This window comes from Actinocorallia sp. A-T 12471 (assembly GCF_033875155.1).
Lineage (GTDB): Bacteria > Actinomycetota > Actinomycetes > Streptosporangiales > Streptosporangiaceae > Actinocorallia.
Map to the genome: position 1 here is coordinate 261,570 of NZ_JAWZTE010000002.1, position 17,956 is coordinate 279,525.

At 70.7% G+C, this 17,956-nt stretch carries 17 protein-coding genes and 1 pseudogene; 7 read left to right on the forward strand and 11 right to left on the reverse strand.

Going from position 1 to position 17,956, the window contains the following annotated elements:
- From R9X44_RS06300 to R9X44_RS06315, 4 genes are all read left to right on the forward strand, one after another.
- Positions 1–1,713: a TRAFAC clade GTPase domain-containing protein gene (locus R9X44_RS06300; RefSeq protein ID WP_319813025.1), complete on the forward strand. Its 1,713-nt coding sequence runs from the start codon at positions 1–3 to the stop codon at positions 1,711–1,713.
- A gap of 86 nt (positions 1,714–1,799) precedes the next feature.
- Complete coding sequence (locus tag R9X44_RS06305) at positions 1,800–2,366, forward strand: PASTA domain-containing protein (RefSeq protein WP_319813026.1); 567 nt, start codon at positions 1,800–1,802, stop codon at positions 2,364–2,366.
- Between the two features lie 181 nt (positions 2,367–2,547).
- Entirely contained in the window at positions 2,548–3,969 is a 1,422-nt protein-coding gene (locus tag R9X44_RS06310; RefSeq protein WP_319813027.1) for a hypothetical protein, read from the forward strand.
- 9 nt (positions 3,970–3,978) lie between these two features.
- Complete coding sequence (locus R9X44_RS06315) at positions 3,979–5,553, forward strand: serine/threonine-protein kinase (protein WP_319813028.1); 1,575 nt, start codon at positions 3,979–3,981, stop codon at positions 5,551–5,553.
- Here R9X44_RS06315 and R9X44_RS06320 read toward each other — a convergent pair.
- The 4 genes and pseudogenes from R9X44_RS06320 to R9X44_RS06335 all read right to left on the reverse strand — a co-directional run bounded on the left by R9X44_RS06320 (position 5,543) and on the right by R9X44_RS06335 (position 9,399).
- Positions 5,543–6,688 carry an epoxide hydrolase gene (locus R9X44_RS06320; protein ID WP_319813029.1) on the reverse strand — a complete coding sequence of 382 codons (1,146 nt, stop codon included), beginning with the start codon at positions 6,686–6,688 and terminating at the stop codon, positions 5,543–5,545. The two genes, R9X44_RS06315 and R9X44_RS06320, sit on opposite strands and share 11 nt — an antisense overlap.
- A gap of 236 nt (positions 6,689–6,924) precedes the next feature.
- A complete protein-coding gene (locus R9X44_RS06325; protein ID WP_319813030.1) occupies positions 6,925–7,458 on the reverse strand; it encodes a hypothetical protein in 534 nt (177 codons plus the stop codon).
- A gap of 610 nt (positions 7,459–8,068) precedes the next feature.
- A pseudogene (locus R9X44_RS06330) lies at positions 8,069–8,314 on the reverse strand (flavodoxin); the annotation flags it as partial.
- A gap of 761 nt (positions 8,315–9,075) precedes the next feature.
- On the reverse strand, positions 9,076–9,399 hold the full coding sequence (locus R9X44_RS06335) for a hypothetical protein (RefSeq protein WP_319813031.1): 324 nt from the start codon (positions 9,397–9,399) through the stop codon (positions 9,076–9,078).
- Positions 9,400–9,648: 249 nt separating this feature from the next.
- Here R9X44_RS06335 and R9X44_RS06340 point away from each other — a divergent pair, with 249 nt between their 5' ends.
- A complete protein-coding gene (locus R9X44_RS06340) occupies positions 9,649–10,401 on the forward strand; it encodes a DUF5919 domain-containing protein (protein ID WP_319813032.1) in 753 nt (250 codons plus the stop codon).
- Between the two features lie 10 nt (positions 10,402–10,411).
- Here R9X44_RS06340 and R9X44_RS06345 read toward each other — a convergent pair whose 3' ends face one another.
- Positions 10,412–10,870: a flavodoxin family protein gene (locus tag R9X44_RS06345; RefSeq protein WP_319813033.1), complete on the reverse strand. Its 459-nt coding sequence runs from the start codon at positions 10,868–10,870 to the stop codon at positions 10,412–10,414.
- Positions 10,871–11,026: 156 nt separating this feature from the next.
- Between R9X44_RS06345 and R9X44_RS06350 the strand changes: the two genes are divergently transcribed.
- The gene (locus R9X44_RS06350; protein ID WP_319813579.1) at positions 11,027–11,122 is read left to right on the forward strand and encodes a hypothetical protein; all 96 of its coding nucleotides are present in this window, start codon (positions 11,027–11,029) and stop codon (positions 11,120–11,122) included.
- Between the two features lie 82 nt (positions 11,123–11,204).
- Here R9X44_RS06350 and R9X44_RS06355 read toward each other — a convergent pair whose 3' ends face one another.
- From R9X44_RS06355 to R9X44_RS06370, 4 genes are all read right to left on the reverse strand, one after another.
- Positions 11,205–11,645 (reverse strand): hypothetical protein, encoded by a 441-nt coding sequence (locus R9X44_RS06355; protein WP_319813034.1) that lies wholly within the window; start codon positions 11,643–11,645, stop codon positions 11,205–11,207.
- A gap of 115 nt (positions 11,646–11,760) precedes the next feature.
- Complete coding sequence (locus R9X44_RS06360) at positions 11,761–13,383, reverse strand: Gfo/Idh/MocA family oxidoreductase (RefSeq protein WP_319813035.1); 1,623 nt, start codon at positions 13,381–13,383, stop codon at positions 11,761–11,763.
- Positions 13,384–13,560: 177 nt separating this feature from the next.
- On the reverse strand, positions 13,561–14,154 hold the full coding sequence (locus R9X44_RS06365; RefSeq protein WP_319813036.1) for a malonic semialdehyde reductase: 594 nt from the start codon (positions 14,152–14,154) through the stop codon (positions 13,561–13,563).
- Between the two features lie 78 nt (positions 14,155–14,232).
- Entirely contained in the window at positions 14,233–14,604 is a 372-nt protein-coding gene (locus R9X44_RS06370) for a MerR family transcriptional regulator (protein WP_319813037.1), read from the reverse strand.
- Positions 14,605–14,666: 62 nt separating this feature from the next.
- On the opposite strand from R9X44_RS06370, the gene R9X44_RS06375 reads away from it, so the two are divergent.
- Entirely contained in the window at positions 14,667–15,872 is a 1,206-nt protein-coding gene (locus tag R9X44_RS06375; RefSeq protein ID WP_319813038.1) for an MFS transporter, read from the forward strand.
- A gap of 44 nt (positions 15,873–15,916) precedes the next feature.
- Here the strand turns inward: R9X44_RS06375 and R9X44_RS06380 are convergent, their stop codons facing one another.
- A complete protein-coding gene (locus R9X44_RS06380; RefSeq protein ID WP_319813039.1) occupies positions 15,917–16,702 on the reverse strand; it encodes an SDR family oxidoreductase in 786 nt (261 codons plus the stop codon).
- Positions 16,699–17,952 carry a cytochrome P450 gene (locus R9X44_RS06385; RefSeq protein ID WP_319813040.1) on the reverse strand — a complete coding sequence of 418 codons (1,254 nt, stop codon included), beginning with the start codon at positions 17,950–17,952 and terminating at the stop codon, positions 16,699–16,701. The genes R9X44_RS06380 and R9X44_RS06385 overlap by 4 nt, the downstream gene beginning before the upstream one ends.
- Positions 17,953–17,956: the final 4 nt, after the last annotated feature.

The window sequence follows — 17,956 nt, forward strand, 5'->3', positions numbered from 1 at the left end:
GTGCCGATCGTCCCGATCCTCTACCTGCTGGCCGCTCTCGTGTGGTCGGTGGTGATGTGGGCCGGGTTCGTCTACGTCTTCCCGCCGCTGTTCGGCGGCACCCTCCTCGGCGTCACGATCGCCGCGTTCGGCTACTACTACGTCATCGCGTGCCGCGCGCTTGTGCCCGCCGGAGCCGACGGCCTGTCCCCGGTGACGCCGTCGGACGGAAGGTACCGGCACTACCTCGTCGGCCAGGTGTGGCTCGACTGGCTCGCGCTGGTCCGCGAGGTCGGGCCGCGCGTCCACCGGATGGCCGACACCGCCGTTCGTCGCCTCACCAAGGTGCTGCTCCAGGGCTGGTGGGGGTTCTTCCTGTTCCCGGCGTGGGCGGCGCTGTGCGGGGGGATCGTGCTCGCGGCGGTGCCCGTCGCGGTGATCGGCGCGGCGCTGACCGTCCTGTACGGGGTCGTCGCGGCGATCGGGCTTGCCGGGTGGCTGGTGTGCGTGGCGCTGCTCGCCGGGCTCGACAGGCTGCTGACGATCCGGTGGCGAATCCTCCAGACCTGTCCGCATCCGAGCTGCTATCGGCGGATCGGGCTTCCCGTGTACGTCTGTCCGCGCTGCCAGCGACGGCACGACAGGCTCGCGCCCTCGACGGCCGGGGCGTTCCGGCACGTGTGCGAGTGCGGGGCGCGGCTGCCGACGACCGTCGCGCTCGGCAGGTACCGGCTGACCGCGCACTGCCCGCACTGCGGGGGGAGGCTGCCGGACCGGATCGGCCGCGTCAGGGTCGAGCCCGTGCCGTTCATCGGGGGCCCTGCCGCGGGCAAGACGACCTTCATGTTCCTGGCGATCCGGGCATTGCACGCGCGGTCACGGGAGATCGAGGGGCGTGTCGCGTTCGTCGAGCAGCGGCACCAGCAGGCGTACGCGGGCGCGGTCGCGGAGTTCGCGCGCGGCGGACGGCTCGCCAAGACCGGCCCCGAGCTGCCGCTGGCCACGATGGTCGACGCCGAACTCCCGCACGAGCACCGCATCCTGTACCTGTTCGACCCGGCCGGCGAGCTGTTCACCGGCGCGGCCTCGGTGGAGGCGCTGCGCTACCTCGACCACAGCGAGGCGCTGGTCTTCGTGCTCGACCCGTTCGCGCTGCCGGAGGTCCAGCGCTCGCTCACCGAGGACGAGCGCGCTCGGCTCCGCGCGACCTCCGGTCAGGAGCCTTCGGACGAGGACCCCTCCGACACCCTTCAGCGGGTGCTGAACGATCTGCGGTCGCGGCCCGACCGGGGCAGGCAGCGGCGGGTGGCCGTCGTGGTGACCAAGACCGACCTGCTGGTGGGCACGTCCATCGGCCGTGACGTGCGCGCCGACCCGCGCGCCTGGCTCGACTCGCTCGGCCTCGGGAACACGCTGCGCACGCTCGACCAGCTCGCCGAGGAGGTGCGGGTCTTCCCCTCCGGCCTCGACGCGCCAGTCTCGGCGCTGGCCGACCTCGTCGGATGGGTCGCGGGGCTGACGCTCTCGGCGCGCGGCGTGCTCGTGCCCGACCTGCCGCCGGACCTGTCGGAGGTGCCGCCCGCGCTGCCCCTGCGCGACGCCTGGCGGCCCAAGGGACGCACCCGGGACTTCGTCCCGCTCGGGTACCAGGCGGGCCGCTGGGCGATCCTGGGCAGCCTCTCGCTGGTGACCCTCTCGGGGTTCCTGCTGACGTTCCAGCAGCTGCTCGGCTGAGCGTCGCCCGCGGCGAACCGACCGGGCCGGACCGGAGTCGAACAGGGCGAGGTGACCCCCCGACCCCAGTCCGGGAAAGGACTGCCATGTCCGCCGAGACCGACCCGCCCGCCGCGCCGCCCGCTCCCGACGGCGGCGAGGAGATGTCCAAGAAGACGATGGTCCTGCTCGCGGGGGCGATGAGCGTCTGCGTCGCCCTCGTGCTCGGGATCACCCTCCTGGTCGGGGGCGGCGGGCAGGGCGGGTCGGCCGCGCCGCCCGTCGCGGGGACAGTCCCGAAGCTCGAGGGGCTGACGCTGCTGAAGGCGACGCAGGCGCTCGCCGAGCGCAGGCTCCCGATCGGCGGGGTGACGCGGGTGCCGTCGTCGCTGCCCGCCGGGGCCGTCGTCTACACCGCGCCGGGTGAGGGCGCGCCCGTCACCGAGGGCTCGCCGGTGAGCCTTTACGTCTCGAACGGGAACGGCGACGACGCGCCGACCAGGGTCGCGGTGCCGTACCTGCTCGGGGTGGACGCGGCGCACGCGGCACGGGTGCTGCGCAAGTTGGGGCTGCGGCTTGAGGCGACGGGACAGCAGGGACCGATCGCCGAGCAGGATCCCGCGCCGGGGACGGAGGTGGACGAGGGAACCGTGGTCAGGGCGACCGTGCCTTAGCCCGTTTTGTCCGAGGTATCGGACCTGGGCCATAGATACGGACATTTACTGACAGGTTACAAATCACTAACCCCGCGTATTCACGTCACACGACGCAGTTCCATCACGTCGAATGGGCGGATGCTTGGCACAGCCGTCCGCTAGATGACCCGGCCTTCGACCCCCCGCCCGGAGCCGCCCGATGCGCACCCTCCTGCCCGTGATGCTCCTTATCCTCCTTCTCGCGCCACCCGTCAGCGCGCACGAACACCCGCACGGGTCGACCGACCGCGTCACGCCGGGGGCCGTCCGGGTCGAGGTCGGAGCGAAGATCGACATCACCCTCGTCGACGACCGCGCCGCGCTCCAGCGGTTCAAGCGCACCTACGAGGTCGAACTCGGCGCGGGCAGCGGCTTCACCGTCGCGCCCGACGGGGTTATCGTCACCGCCACCGGGACGGTCCAGAGCGCCAACGACCCCGCGGTCTACGCCGCGAACCGGATCTTCGCCGAGTACTTCAAACAGGACATCCCCGCCGACTTCGCCAAACACACGGCGGGTACCGGCGATCTGGACTTCCGGCTTCAGTCCTGTTATCCACCGGAACGCAGCAATTCGACGTGTACGGCGGTCGTCACGCCGACCGTCCGGATCTTTCCGCATCTCGACCCCGCCCCGGCCGAGGGGCTGCCCGCCGAGATCCTCAAGACCGGCGCCGACGCCTCGGCCCCGGCCGTCCTACGCGTGACGGACTCCGCCAAAACCGGGGACCTGCCCACGCTGCCGCTGGCCAAGGCGTTCGACGGCGAGATCAAGGCGATCGACGTCATGACGTTCAAGGCGCGGCCGTCGGTGGAGGTCGCCCCCACCGTCGAGGTCGCCCACTTCGACCCGCCCGGCTCGCGCACCCTCCTCAAGGACGACAGGACCCGCATCGCCGGCCAGGTCGCCGCCGACGGGACCGGCGGGGCGGTCATCGACGACGCGCGCAGCGAGGTCATCGGCCTGGTCACCCTCGCCGGGACCGAGGCCAAGTTCGCGACCGTCGAGGACATCGTCGCCACCCTGGAGTCCGCCGGGGTCACCGCCCACCGCGGCCCCCTCGACGTCGTCTTCGAGACCGCCCTCGCGCACTACCACGACCGCTCGTACTCGCTGGCGATACCCGTGCTGGAACAGGTGCTCAAGCTGCGGCCCGACCACGCCGTCGCGATCAGCCACCTGCGCGACTCGCGCGCCTGGAAGGGCACCGACAAGGAGGCCAAACGGCCGCAGGCCGACAGCGGCGGCGTCGGCTTCCTCACCCCGTGGACCGTCGGCGCGGCCGCGCTGCTGCTCGCCGCCCTCGGCGCGGGCGTCCTCCTGCTGCGCAAACCCCGCGCCGCGGCCCCCGACGAGACCGCCACGGCCGTCGTCGGGGCGCAGCCGCTCCAGGCCGCGCCCCTCACCACGGTCGACCGATCCGACCCCGGCGCGGCCCGGTGGCAGAGCCAGCCGAGCGGCGGCCCCGGCCCCGCGCCGCGCGAGCCGGGACCCGGCGACCGGCCCGCGTACTGCACCCAGTGCGGCATGCGGCGCGGCCCCGCCCACCGCTTCTGCGGCTACTGCGGACATCCCGCCTAAGGAGACCCCTTGCAGACCGGCGACTCCCGACCCGGCCTCTCCGGCCGCCTCATCGGCGACTACCAGGTGCTCGACCTCGTCGGGCGCGGCGGCATGGCCGAGGTGTACCGCGCGCGCGACCACCGGCTCGGCCGGATCGTCGCGCTGAAGATCCTCGCCCCGCACCTGACGTACGACGAACGGTTCCGCACCCGGTTCGTGCGCGAGTCGCGGACCGTCGCGGGGATGGACCACCCGTACATCATCCCGATCTTCGAGGCGGGCGAGGCGGACGGGCTGCTGTTCATCGCGATGCGGTTCGTCGGCGGGGAGGACCTGCGCGTCAGGATGTCGCGGCAGCGGCCCTTCCCAGGGGACCGGGCGACGCGGCTGCTCGGGCAGATCGCGGCGGCGTTGGACTCCGCGCACGAGAACGGGCTCGTACACCGTGACGTCAAGCCCGCGAACGTGCTCGTCGCGGCGGGGCAGTCGGAGGGGGACGAGCACGTGTACCTGACCGACTTCGGGCTGACGAAGTCGGCGACGTCGGCGTCGGGGCTGACCAGCCAGGGGCAGTTCGTCGGGACGCCGCGTTACATCGCGCCGGAGCAGATCACCGGTGACGTCGTGGACGGGCGGTGCGACCAGTACGCGCTCGGGTGCGTGGCCTACGAGATGCTGTGCGGGGTTCCGCCGTTCGTCCGGGAGAACCAGATGGGACTCCTGTACGCGCATGTGTCCGAGGAGGCGCCTCCGGCGTCGTCACACCGGCCTGACCTTCCCGGCGCGGTGGACGGGGTGCTTGCGCGGGCGATAGCGAAGTCGCCGTCCGCGCGGTATCCCACGTGTCTGGCTTTCGTGCGCGCGCTTCGGGAGGCGTTGGGGGAGGTCGTCTCCGACCCGTCGTTGCGGTCGGTGCCTTATCCGGCGTCCGGGGAGCAGACCCCTCCGCCCGGCCTTAGGCGTGCCGATACCGTGCCGCCTTCGCTGACCCGTCTGACGACGCCGTCGGCACGGATCGGGGGGCGCAGGCCCGTCCAGTTGATCGGGGCGGGAATCGCGGTGCTGGTCGCCGCTGCCGCGGCCGTCGCGCTGCTGCTGCCTGGCGGGTCGGCGACCTATCCGGGGAGCGCGGCTGCGCCGTTCAAGTTCGACTACCCGGCTTCGTGGCAGGCGCGCACCCACTCCGACGTGTACATGGTCGCGTCTCCCGAGGCCGCGGCGTTCGAGAGGCTGTTCGCGACGCCCGTCGCGGCCGACTGGACGCCCGTCGCGGGGCTCGGGGGGTCCGCCACGGGCGTGTACGCGGGGGTCAGCGACACGCTCGACAACGTCGCGACCGCGCCGACGAGCCTGCCCGCGCTGCTGCCCGGGAAGGTGAGCCTCGGCCCGGGCGCGCCGGTGACGGCGGGGGGCGCGCAGGGCGTCCGGTATCAGGGGTCCGTCGCGGACCCGGCCGATCCGGGGCACCGGCTGGAGATCACCGTTCTCGTCGTGCCGCGCGCGGGGGCGTCGAGCGCGTTCCTCGTGTACTTCTGCGCGCCCTCGCACTGCTCGGCGGACACCGCGGCCGAGCTCGTCGCGAGCTTCGCGCTCAACCCCTGAGGCGGTCGGGCGCGGCGCGGACGGCGGCGAAGAAGTCGCGGACGTCCTCGGCGAAGGCGGCGGGCTGCTCAAGGGCGAGGAACGCGCCGCCGCGCTCGATCTCCGTCCAGCGCGTCACGTGGTGCTCGCGGTCGGCGAACCTGCGGACTGCGACGTCGGTCGTGCCCGTCGCGAGGACGGCCGTCGGCACCGGGCCGCGCGGCCTCGGCGCGACCTCGTTGGGATCGTGCGCGTCCTCGTAGAACAGCGCGGCCGCCGACGCCGCCGTCCTGGTGAACCACAGGATCGACGCGTCCGCGAGCAGCAGATCCCGGTCGACCGCGTCCTCGGGCAGCGGCGACCGCGCGTCACTCCACGCCCGCAGCTTCTCCACGGTCCACGCCAGCTGCCCGGCCGGGGAGTCGAGCAGCGCGTGCCCGAGCGTCGCCGGACGCGTCGACTGCAACGCGGCGAACCCGAACCCGTCGGTGTGCAGCTCCGCGAGCCGTCCGAGGCGTTCCTTCTCGATCTCGGTGAGGCCGGCGAGTGCCCCGGGATCGTCGGTGGGCGGCGTGACGAGCCCGTTCAGATGCACCCCGATCACCCGATCCGGCGCGCGCCTGCCCATCTCCGCCGCGATCCGCGCCCCGCTCCGCCCGCCCTGCACCCCGAACTCCGCGTACCCCAGCCTCCCCATCAGCGTGAGGAACGCGTCGGCGATCCTTCCCGTCGTCCACCCCGCCTCCCGCAACGGCCCCGAGAACCCCACCCCCGGCACGTCCGGCACGACGAGATGGAACGCGTCCGCGAGCTGCGGCAACACCTCGGTGAACTCCACGAACGACCCGGGCCACCCATGCACCAGCAGCAGCGGCACCGCCCCGTCCCGCGCCGACCGCTGATGTACAAAATGCACATCCTGCCCGTCGATCTCCGTGCGGAACTGCGGCATCCGATTCAACCGCCCCTCCACCGCCCCCCAGTCAAACCCCCCACCCCAATACCCCACAAGCTCCCGCAAATACCCCACCGGCACCCCCCTCTCCCACCCCACCCCCGGCACATCGCTCCCCCACCGAGTCCCCGCCAACCTCCCCCTCAACTCAGCAACATCCCCCCGCCCGACCCGAATCACAAACTCCCTGACATCCCCCATACCCCCACCCCTACCCCCCGCCCTCCACCTGCACCCGGTACCTCTCCAACAACTCGGCCTCAAACCCCAACAACTCCCCCAACTCCTCAACCAACGCCGCATCAATGACCGCCATCTCCACCCAACTCAACCTCTCCACCCCAACCCCTCCCCCTGGAAACCTCCGCCCGGATCGTAACCCCCACCACCACGGCCCGCCCCGCCGCCCCCACGCTCGTCCTGGACGCCGGCGGGGGTCAGGGGGTCGGGGTGGAGAGGAGTTTCTTGGCTCTGGCCAGGGCCTTGCGATGGGTTTCGGTGAGGGCGGCGACTTCGGGTTCGTAGAAGGTGAGGGCCGCGGTGAAGTACCTGTCTTCGAGGGTCGTGCGCTTGGGGGCGTAGCCGGACCGGTCCTCGCACTCCGCGTCGGCGACGGCGATGGTCAGGGCCTCGTCACGGGGGGCTTCGGCCGCGAGGACCCGGGCGTCTTCTGGGCGGGGCAGGTTCGGGTGGCCCTTGTCCTTCATGCAGGCGGACCATGTGGCGTTGAGCGCCTTCATCGCCGGGTCGGCGGCCGCCCGCTGTTTCGCCTCGATCGGCAGGTTTCCGGCGAGGGCCGTGGAGGTCATCGCGTCCTCCAGGGAGCCGTAGAGCGTGCGGCGTGCCTCCGAGACGCACCCGTCCGCCGAGACGGACACGACCGATCCATCCGACATGCGCATGTTGACGTGGTTCGCCACACCCTGTCCGTTCAGCGCGGTGCCCCACCTCCTGCGGTCCTCCTCGGACAAACCCTCCTGACCCATGTCCCGCTCGACCACCGGAGGCCCCTGCGGCGCGGCATCCTCTCCGTAGCCATGCCGTCGAGCGTCCGCGACGGAGATGCCATACGGGTCAGGACCGAGCCCCGGGTTCACGTCTTTCCCCACCCCCGGCCGCTTCACATACCTGAACCCCTGCGCCTTCATACAGCGCCGCACAAGCTCCTGCTCAGCCGCTGCCCGCACCCCATACCCATCAAAAAGCCCCCGAACCCGATCCCTGACCCCCTCCTCCGGCACCGCCGGCACCTCCCAAACAGCCCCACCCTCCTCCACCCGCGCCGTCTCCCCCTCCCCACACCCGCCCAACCCCAGCACCACCCCCAAAACAACAATCCCCCGCCCAACCCCGACCCCCAACGCCGCACCCCGCCCGAACACCCGCAAACCCAAGTTCCCTTCTCTTCCCACGCAAGCACAACGCACTCGCGACCAGACCATCCAAAGCCCGCTCCCAATCAGCAGTGGACGCTACCAGACCACGAAAATCCCATTCAGCAATTCCCCCACCCCACAGCCACGCCCATTGACCAAGAACGGCCACCTCACACGACAACCATTCCGCCTCTACTGAGCAAGCTCAGGAAACCTCGCCGATTTCGGCACCCAGCAGCGCCCCGAGCTCCCAGCACGCCTCCCGATCACCCTTGCCCACCGGCCCCGTCACCGTCACCGCAGGCCGAACCGCCCGCCACCCCATCCCCCCCGCGATCGACTCAACCGCCCGCACCGCCCCCGCCACATCAACGTTCCCATGCACATAAAGGCCATAAGGCATCCGCGCCTTGTCCTCCAAACACGGGTAGTAAACCGTGTCGAAGAAGTGCTAGAAGGTTCGCAAAGGTGACATGCGGAGCCCTTGATGGCCGCTACCCCCCGTGACGATGTCCCCGTTCTGTTCTATGCCCGCATCTCCGCCGACCTCCAGCGAGACGAGCACGGCGTGAACCACCAGCACGCCGTCAACCGCGCGACGGCCGCGCGTCTCGGCTGGACGATCGTCGGCGAGGTCACCGACAACGACAAGTCAGCGGCCAAGGCCGACGTGTACCGCGACGGGTTCGAGTTCATGATCCGCGCTCTCAAGGCGACCCTGACGGGTCGCAGCCGGGCCGCCGGTCCGGGCATACGGCCTCTCCGGGCCGGTCCCGGACCGGCCACCCGGCCGACATGGGGGGTTGATCGAGTCCGAAGCGGGGGCTTGCCGCCCCCAGCCCCCCGGCGAGCCGGGGAACCGGCAGGTTGCGGGTCGGGCTCACGGACACGGCCCGTTTCCCCGCGTAACGCGTGCGGTCCGGACGACGCGCGCTCACGGCCCCGGGCGCTTGCGCCCGGGGCCGTGGCGCGCTGTCCGGCCGCCGATACGCGGGATCACGCCCGAGCCTCAGGCCCTCCCCGGAACACCATGCGGAGCGCCCAGACGAGCCAGCTCCCTACGGGCCTGACCGACTCTGGCGCGTGCCCGCATCCGCTCGCTGGGATGCAGCGACGCGAGGTCCAGCCACGGGCCGTACAGGTTCACCACCGCCCGCAGGTAAGCCACATACGCGAACGCCGCGTCCGCATTGGTGCTGTTCGCGTGGCCCGTCATTGCGTCGCTCCCGGCAATGGCAGGCCCCATTCCGTGAAGACGGCCGACAGCGCCCGCCTGGCCGCCGACAATTCTTCGCAGGGCCCAAGATCTGCGATCAACGCCACCTGTAGCCGAGGGCCGTGTGCCTCTCCAAGGACCTCAATGACCACGCTCGCACCGACGCCCGGCGTCGCCGGGTTCCACACACGCAGGAGCGGCCGATAATCGTCGGGGTCCCGCAGAAGGACCCCGAAGCCCTCCGCCAACAGGGACGCTCCGAAGCGCTCCAAGATCGCCGTCATATCGCGACGGCCCAGGGCCGTCGTCTCGGCGCTCACGACGCTTCTCCCGAGCCCGACGGAAGCGCGCGGACCATGCAGACCTTTGCCGCCGCTCTCGCCGAATACGCGTTGCCACCAGTCAGTTCGTCGCCGGGCATGAACACCTCGCTTTCTCCGGACTGTGCTCAGGTGACATTGAGGTTGCTCGTGTTGACGGAACGTCTGCACTCCGTTTGCGGGACGTCTAGGATCGTTTCCAGGGGATTCCGGAAAACGTCCTAGACGTCCTGCGAAAGGTCCCGGTTCATGACGAATATGCCCCTCAGGCATGCGATGACCAGTGCCAAACTGACAGAGCAGGCGCTCGCGGAGATCTGCGAGGTAGATGTGAAGACAGTGGCCCGATGGGTGTCGGAGGAAGGCCGCCTGCCCCATCCACGGCATCGTTGGGCCGCGAGTCAGGCGCTGGGAGTTGAAGAGTCCGTGCTGTGGCCCGAAGCCGTCCGCAAGAACATCAAGACCGGACCCGACCGCGAGATCGTCAGCGTCTACCCGTATCGGTCGGCCTGCCCCAAGACGGTCTGGCGATCGCTGATCACCGACGCGTCGAGCGACATCACGTTCGCCGGTTACACCAATTACTTCCTCTGGCTGGAGCTTCCCAATCTGCGCAGTGTGCTGCGCCGGAAGGCCGAGCGCGGGTGCAAGGTCCGATTCGTCATCGGCGACCCCGACAGCGAAGTGACCCGGCAGCGTGAGGAGCGCGAAGGCGTGCCACTCACTGTCGGGACGCGCATCCGCATCACGCTGGACGAACTGTCGAAGCTCTCAGACGTCGAAGGCATCGAGGCCCGGTTCAGCGACGATCACATCGCCATGAGCGCGTTCACCTTCGACGATCAGATGCTCGTCACACCGCATCTGGCCAACCTGGCCGGACACGACTCCCCCATGCTGCACTTGAGGAGGCAGCAGGCGGACGGCCTTTTCGACCGGTTCGCCTTCCACGTCGCCGAACTGTGGGAGCACGGCAGGCCCGTGCAGAACCCGTCCGCCTGACGCCGGGCGTTCAAGCCAACTCTCCGATCTCGGCCGCCAGCAACGCACCCAGTTCCCAACACGCCTCCCGGTCGGCCTTGGTGACCGCACCCGTGACGGTCACCGCCGGACGAACGGGCCGCCACGACATCCCCGTCGCGATCGACTCGACGGCCCGCACCGCGCCGCCCGTGTCGAGGTTGCCGTGCACGTAGAGCCCGTAGGGCATCTTGGGCTTGGCCTCCAAACACGGGTAGTAGACCGTGTCGAAGAAGTGCTTCAGGGCACCGGACATGTAGCCGATGTTGGCGGGAGTGCCCAGCAGGATCGCATCGGCTTCCAGGACGTCCACGACCGAGGCCGACAGCGCAGGGCGGGTGACGACCTCGACGCCCTCGATCTCCTCCGCCGACGCGCCCGCCCGCGCCGCCTCCAGCAGTTCCTGCAACGCCGGAGAAGGCGTGTGGTGTACGACCAACAGCCGCTTCACAACCACAAGTCTCCCATAGACCGCCCACCCGCCCTGGCCGAAGGGAGGCGCACAGGCGCCACCCCGAGCTGGCCGACCCGGAACAGCAGGCAAGGGCGGGCGCGGAGCTCGACGCCTACGTGACCGGGTTTCCAGCTCAAGGAGCTCCGCAGATCGCTGGGTAAGACGCAGGCGGAAATCGCCAAAGTCCTCGGCGTCTCCCAGTCCCTATCTCCCAGATCGAGAACGGCAACGTCGAGGCCATGGAACTAGAGACGCTCCGTTCTTACGCCGCGGCGCTCAGCGGACGCCTCGCCATCACCATCAGCGTCGGCATCCACACGGTCAGGGTCGTCTAGTAGTGGGTGGTGGTCCAGTGGGAGCGGTAGGTGGATTGGGCGGCGGTGGTGCCCACCTTGCGGGCGGGGGCAGGGGCGAAGATGTCGCGGTAGAGGACGCGGTCGCCGAGGGACGGGAAGAAGCTCAGGAGGTTGCGGAGGAGCATGCGCCAGCGGGCGTCGCGGAGGGCGAGGAGGTTGCCGCCGCTCATCTGGCTGCTCATGCCGGTCGGCCAGCAGTCCAGACGGGCGCCGACGACGAGGAAGGTGCGGCCTTCCGCCTCGGGCTCCTGGCGCAGGTCGGTGAACACATCGAAGACGTCCGGGCCGGCGCCCTTCCACAGTCTTCCCCGAGGGTCGGCGAGTTCGACGTGCCACGTGCCCTCCGCGAACCAGCGCTGCGCCGACCAGGACTCGATGTGACCGTCGGCGGTTCGTACTCGGATCGGTTCGTCCATCGCGGCCTGCCTTTGTGGTGTCCGGCATGGCAAGCGTCTCACTGCCGTGAGCCCGGAAGCGAGAAGCTTCCGGGCTCACGGGGGTAAGGGGGTGCCCCGGGTGGGGGCGGGGGGGTTAGGCGAAGTTGTAGGTGGCGTCTACGGTTACGCCGCCGGAGCAGAACCAGCCGGTGCCGCTGACGGACTGGTTGGTCCAGGTGACGACGGTGCCGCTGACGGTGCCGCCGGTCAGGGTGCCGCTGTAGGTGCAGCCGAGGGCGGACATGGCGAAGGACATGGTGGCGGGGGCGGCGATGTTGCCGCTCCAGGGCAGGGACGCGGGGCTGACGGGCACGCCGCAGCCGGTCGCGGTCGCGGAGGTGACCGTGATCGACGAGCCGGTCCTGTCGCCGGACAGGGTGGAGGAGCAGGTCGCGACGGTGCTGCCGCTGACCTTCACCACGACGGTGCCGGTGGCGAGCTGGGCGGCCTGCGCCGGCGCGGCCGTGAGCGCGACGGCCGCGGCCGAGGCCGCGCCGAGCACGGCGAACTTGGTGATGCGGGACATGTGTCCTCTTTCCAGAAAACGGGCGCGCTGAAGACGCCCAAGGGGGTGGGACGGCCGTCCGGCGCTCCGAATCCGCCCATGTCGGGTGGGCGGTGACGGTTTCGAACTCCGGGATCGACCGCAGGAGATCTTTCCGCCCCTGATGGGCGGGTACCTCCTGAACGTAAAGCGCCGCCCCCTTCCCGGCAACAGACAAGCGCTAGCTTGGTCTGGCCACATGCTGACGCCCCCGGCGCGTTTGTGCCGCTGGGACGCCAGGGCCCGCCGAGGCGGGCCCGCAGGCCCGCATCGGCGACGCACCCGTAAGCCGACGGGGACCTGTAAGAGGGAGAGCTGGGAGGCGGCTTCGGCGAGCAAGGTCTGGATGTGCAGGCCGTGCGCGGCGTTCAGCGGGTGGTCGACGCCGGTGCGGACTGCCTCGGCGAACTCGGTGATCATGCGGGTGAAGTCGTCGTCGCCGACGTGCCAGTCGATGCGCGCCTCGCCGCGCGCGCCGAAGACCTCGACGTGGGCCGACTGGTCGGGGTCGGTCCCGGCCATGGACAGGGACACCTCGCTGACCGCGCCGCCCTCGTGCTCGAGCAGGAGGCCGAGCCAGCGCAGCGGGTGGCCGTGCGCGCGGAGGGAGACGATACGGCCGAGGGAGGCGTCCATCATGTCCAGGACGTGCGGGCCGAGGTCGAGGAGCGCGCCATGCTCGAGCCGCCATGGGGTGGCGAAGGGGCCGCCGGACAGGCCCGCCGACACGAACCTGCCGTAGCCGCCGAAGACCTCAAGGTCGGCGGCGGTGCGCAGGAAGGCCCGCGCCTCGGCGGTGTAGCGCAGGGAGAAGACCATCTGGGAGACGACGCCCGCCTCGGCGATCGCCTCGGCGAGGCCGCGCGCGCCTTCGAGGTCCATCGCGAGCGGCTTCTCCAGCAGCACCGCCTTGCCCGCCGCGACGGCCTTCAGCGCCAGCTCGGCCTGCACGTTCGGCGGCACCGCGAACGCCACGGCCTCGCAGGAGGCGAACAGCTCATCCAGGCTCGCATACGCGGTCGTGCCGTGCGCGCCCGCCAGCTCGGCCGCGGCCTCCGGGCGACGCGCCCACACCCCCGCGAGCCGGGTGCCGGGACCCGCCGCGATCGCCGGCGCGTGCACCATGTTCGCCCAGGGTCCGGCGCCGACGAGTCCCACAGCTACTTCACTCATGCCCGCAAGTTTTCCACCCCGCCGCCGACCGCGCGAACCGCGCTTGTGGATAACTTCCCGCGGAAAAATCGGCCTTGCGCGACGTGCCCGCGCGCTGGCGCGGACCTGTCTTGGGCATGCGAAGACCCCGGCTCCCTGACGGCGGGGGCCGGGGTCCTCAGACGGGCGTCAGACCGTTCAGACGGTGGTGACGACCTCGTCGTAGTCGAGCCGCGGGCTGCGCGGGAACCAGGCGTCGGGGCCCGGCTTGCCGATGTTGATCACCGCGAGCACCTTGTGCGCGCCATCGCCGAAGAAGTCCTTGTTGATGGCTTCCGCGTCATAACCGGCCATGGGGCCCGCCGCGAGGCCGGCCGCCCGGATCGCGATGATCAGGTAGCCGATCTGCAGTGACGCGTTGAAGGAGCCCATGCCGTGGCGGATCTCCGCGGCGTTGTCGAAGTTGGCCTTCGCGCCCTCGGCGTGCGGGAACACCTTCGGCAGTTCCTCATGCCAGTCGGTGTCATAGCCGACGATGGCGACGAGCGGGGCGCTGGCGGTCTTGGCCTTGTTGCCCTCGGACATGTGGCTGACGAGGCGCTCACGGGCCTCGGGGCTGCGGACGAAGGTGATGCGCAGCGGCTGGGTGTTCATGGCGGTCGGACCGTACTTGACGAGGTCGTAGATCGCCTTGGCCTGCTCTTCGGTCACCGGCTCGTCGGTGAAGGTGTTCGCGGTGCGCGCCTCGCGGAACAGCAGGTCCTGGGCCGCGGTGTCGAGGATCAAGCTCATGTGATCGCCTTCCTGGGGAGGGATGGGGTTCCTTGGTACGGAAGTCTCAACAAGATTGAACCCTCAACTTCTGCCCCATCAGGAGATGACGTGTGTCACACCCGTCCCACCCTCGATCACCCTGGTCAGCGCGTCACGGGAGGACTCAAGATCGGCTATGGCCTGCTCCATGCGGTCGCGTTCCCGGCGCAACTCGGCGAGAAGATCCGGACATGTCGGGACGAGCGCGGCCCCGTCGTCGCGCAGGCACGGCAGGACCGACGCGATCGTCGCCGTCGGCAGCCCGGCCGCCAGAAGCCGACGGACCCGCAGTACCGCCGCAAGATCGGCCTCGGAGTAGTCCCGGTATCCGCTCGCGTTACGCCGGGGCGCGAGCAGACCCTGTTCCTCGTAGTAGCGCAGCAGCCGGGTGCTCACGTCGGCTCGCCGCGCGAGTTCGCCTATCCGCATGTGGGTGACCCCGCCTACACTCGCTTGCCTTCACATGGATGTGAAGGTTCAGGGTAGCCCGCATGACGCAGAACCAAGCCCCTCCCGGCCCTTCCTTCCGCCCGGCGTCCGGATCTTTCGCCGGACGCCCACAGGTGCTCCTCGCCGGGTTCATCCTGCTCGTCTTCTGCACCGGGACTGCGGAGTTCCTTGTGGCCGGGCTCCTTCCCGAGGTGTCCGCCGACCTTGACGTCTCGTTGCCCGTCGCGGGCCAGGCGGCGACCGCCTACGCGCTCACCGTCGCGTTCGGAGGGCCGCTCGTCACCCTCGCGACCGCGCGGCTTCCCCGTAAGGGACTCGTCCTGGGGCTGTGCGGCGTGTTCGTCTTCGGCACCCTGCTTTCGGCGCTCGCTCCCGGCTTCGCCGTGCTCCTCGTAGGACGGGTCCTGGCCGCCTCCGCCCAGGCGACGCTGTTCGCCATCGCCCTTGTCGTGGCCACCTCTGTGGTCTCCCCCGATCGCGCGGGACGGGCGGTGGCCGCCGTGACGTCGGGGCTGACGGTCGCGACCGTGCTCGGGGTCCCGCTGGGCCAGTGGGTCGGAGGGGCGACGCACTGGCGCGTGCCGTTCTTGGCGGCCGCCGCGGCCGCCGTCCTCGGCACGCTCCTGGTCGCGGTCTCCATGCCGCGCGCGGCGACCGCGCCTGCGGAGGGTGCCTTGGCCGAGTTGTCTGTGCTGCGGCGTACGCCTGTCCTGTTGTCACTGGCCACCACGGCGGTGGGGTGCGCCGGGGTGGGTGTCGTGTTCACCTACCTCGTGCCGCTGCTGACCGACGTCTCAGGCTTCACCGGCGGGGCCGTCACCGCGCTGCTCGTCGCCTACGGGGTGGGCGGGTTCACGGGCAACGTCGTGGCCGGGCGGCTCGCCGACCGGAGCGTCGGGGCGACCCTGCGCGGCGTCTTCACCGCGATGGTCGCGGTGATGGCCCTGCTGCCGTTCGCCGCGCCGGTCCCGTGGGCCGCCGTGCTCGCCGTCGGGGCTCTCGGGGTGCTGTCCACGGCGACGATCGCGCCCCTGCAGACGCTGCTGCTGCGGCACGCGTCGGGTGCGCCGACGCTGTCGGTGGCGGTGAACGTCGGGGCGTTCAACCTCGCCAACGCGCTCGGCGCGTCGCTCGGCGGGCTCGGCGTGGGCGTCGGTCTGCTCCGCTGGAACGGGCTGCTCGGCGCGGTGTTCGCGGGGGTCGGGCTGCTGCTGGCCGGGGCCGTGCTGCGGCGCACGCGGTCCTGAGAACGCTGCCGGGCCCGCTGCGGAGGTGTGCAGCGGGCCTTTGGTCAGCGGAGGCGGGAGCGGCGGATGGCGTGTTCCGGGCGGTGGGCGGTGGTGCCGCAGTCGATGACGATGGTCTGGCCGGTGATGCAGCGGGATTCGGTGGAGGCGAGGAAGGCGACGAGGGCGGCGACGTCCTCGGGAGCGGCGGGCCAGGGGAGGAGGCGTTCGGCCGCCTTCTCGGCGAGCAGGTCAGGGGTCATGACGCGGCGTGCGGTGTCGGTGAGGACGAGGCCGGGGGCGACGGCGTTGCAGCGGATGCCCCTGTCGCCGTACATGGTGGCGACGTAACGGGTGAAGGAGATGAGGGCGGCTTTGGCGGAACCGTACGCCGCGTGGTCGGTGTCCCCCACCAGGGCGCTGACGGACGTGGTGTTCACGATCGACGCGTCCTCGCCCATAAGGGGGACGAGGTGCTTGCAGGTGAGCATCGCGCCGCGTACGGAGACCTCATGGGTGCGGTCCCAGACGGCGACGTCGAGGTCGGCGAGGTCAAGGTCGCGCCCGTAGACGTCGCGGCTGAGGGCCGCCGCGTTGTTGTGCAGGACGTCGAGCCGCCCATACGTCTCGCGTACGTGGTCGGCAAGCGCGCGCACGGCTGTCTCGTCGGAGACGTCGAGAGCGAACGACGTCGCCACGCCCCCGTCCTTCACCACGAGGTCCGCGGTGTCACGCGGCTTGAGGTCCGCGACGATCAGGGCCGCGCCCTCGGCGGCGAGCCTGCGGGCGGTGGCCTTGCCGATGCCCGACCCGCCGCCCGTGACGACCGCGACCTTCCCGGCGAACCTCACCTCTCATCCCACTCGACATGCAACGCGGAAAGGCCGCGTCCGACGAGGCTGCGCCGGTATTCGACCGCCTGCCCCTCCACAAGCCGGAGTGACGGGATCCGCCGCGTGATCTGCTGGAACGCGATCTCCATCTTGAGCCTGCTCAGCGCCGCGCCCACACAGTGGTGGATGCCGTAGCCGAACACGAGGTGGTCGCGCGCGTTGGGCCGCCGTATGTCGAACTTTTCCGGGTCGGGGAAGACTGTCTCGTCATGCGCGGCGGAGTCGGTGCTGATGAGGACCTCGACCCCTGCGGGGATCGTGACGCCGTGCAGGGGGACCGGCTTGGTGGGGATGCGGAAGCTGCCGAGGCTCGCGCCGTCGATGCGCATCGACTCCTCGATCATGCCGGGGATGAGCGCGGGATCGGCGACGATCTCGTCCCAGACGTCCCTTTCGCGCATGAGCCGGAGGATGCCGTTGCCCAGCGCGTTGGGCACCGTGTCGTTACCGCCGAGCAGTAGCGCGCTGATGGTCTCCACGACCTCGCGGTGAGACAACTCGTCGGGGATGAGCCCGGCCATGAGCGACGCGAAGTCGTCGCGCGGCCGCTCGCGCCGTTCGGTGACGAGTCCGTCAACGAAGTCGAGGTACTTGAGGAAGTCCCCGGCGAGCTCCACCTGGCGCTCGGGCGTCTGCGGCGACAGGAACAGCTGGAACCACGACGTGACCCAGTGCTTGACGTTCTCCTCGTCCTCCGGCGGCACCCCGATGAAGATCGCGGCGAGGTGCGCCGACGGCAGATGCGCGATGGTCTGGACGAGGTCGGTGCCGCCCCGCGGGATGACGTCGTCGAGCACGCCGTCGACCTGGGCGCGGAACGCCTCGCCGAGCTTCGCGACGGCCCTCGGCGTGAAGGCGCGGGAGATGGCGCGCCGCATCCTCGTGTGCTGGGGCGGGTCGACGTTGGCGGCGAAGTTGTCGAGGAAGGACTCGTGCTCGCCCAGCGCGCGGCGGACGTCGTCGGTGAGGGTGCGGGAGATGGTGAGCGAGCCGACCGACGAGAACGTCCCGTGGTCGCGGTAGGCGGCCCTGACGTCCTCGTAGCGGGTCAGCACCCACATCTTCAGGTGCTCGCTCCAGAAGACCGGCTGCTCGTGCCTGAGCCGCCGCAGGAACGGGTACGGGTCGGCGACGTGCCAGGCGGCTGTGACGTCGAAGTCCGCGGCGGTCTCGGCGGCTTGCGCGTGCTCGGCGGGGTGGACGGTCAAGGCG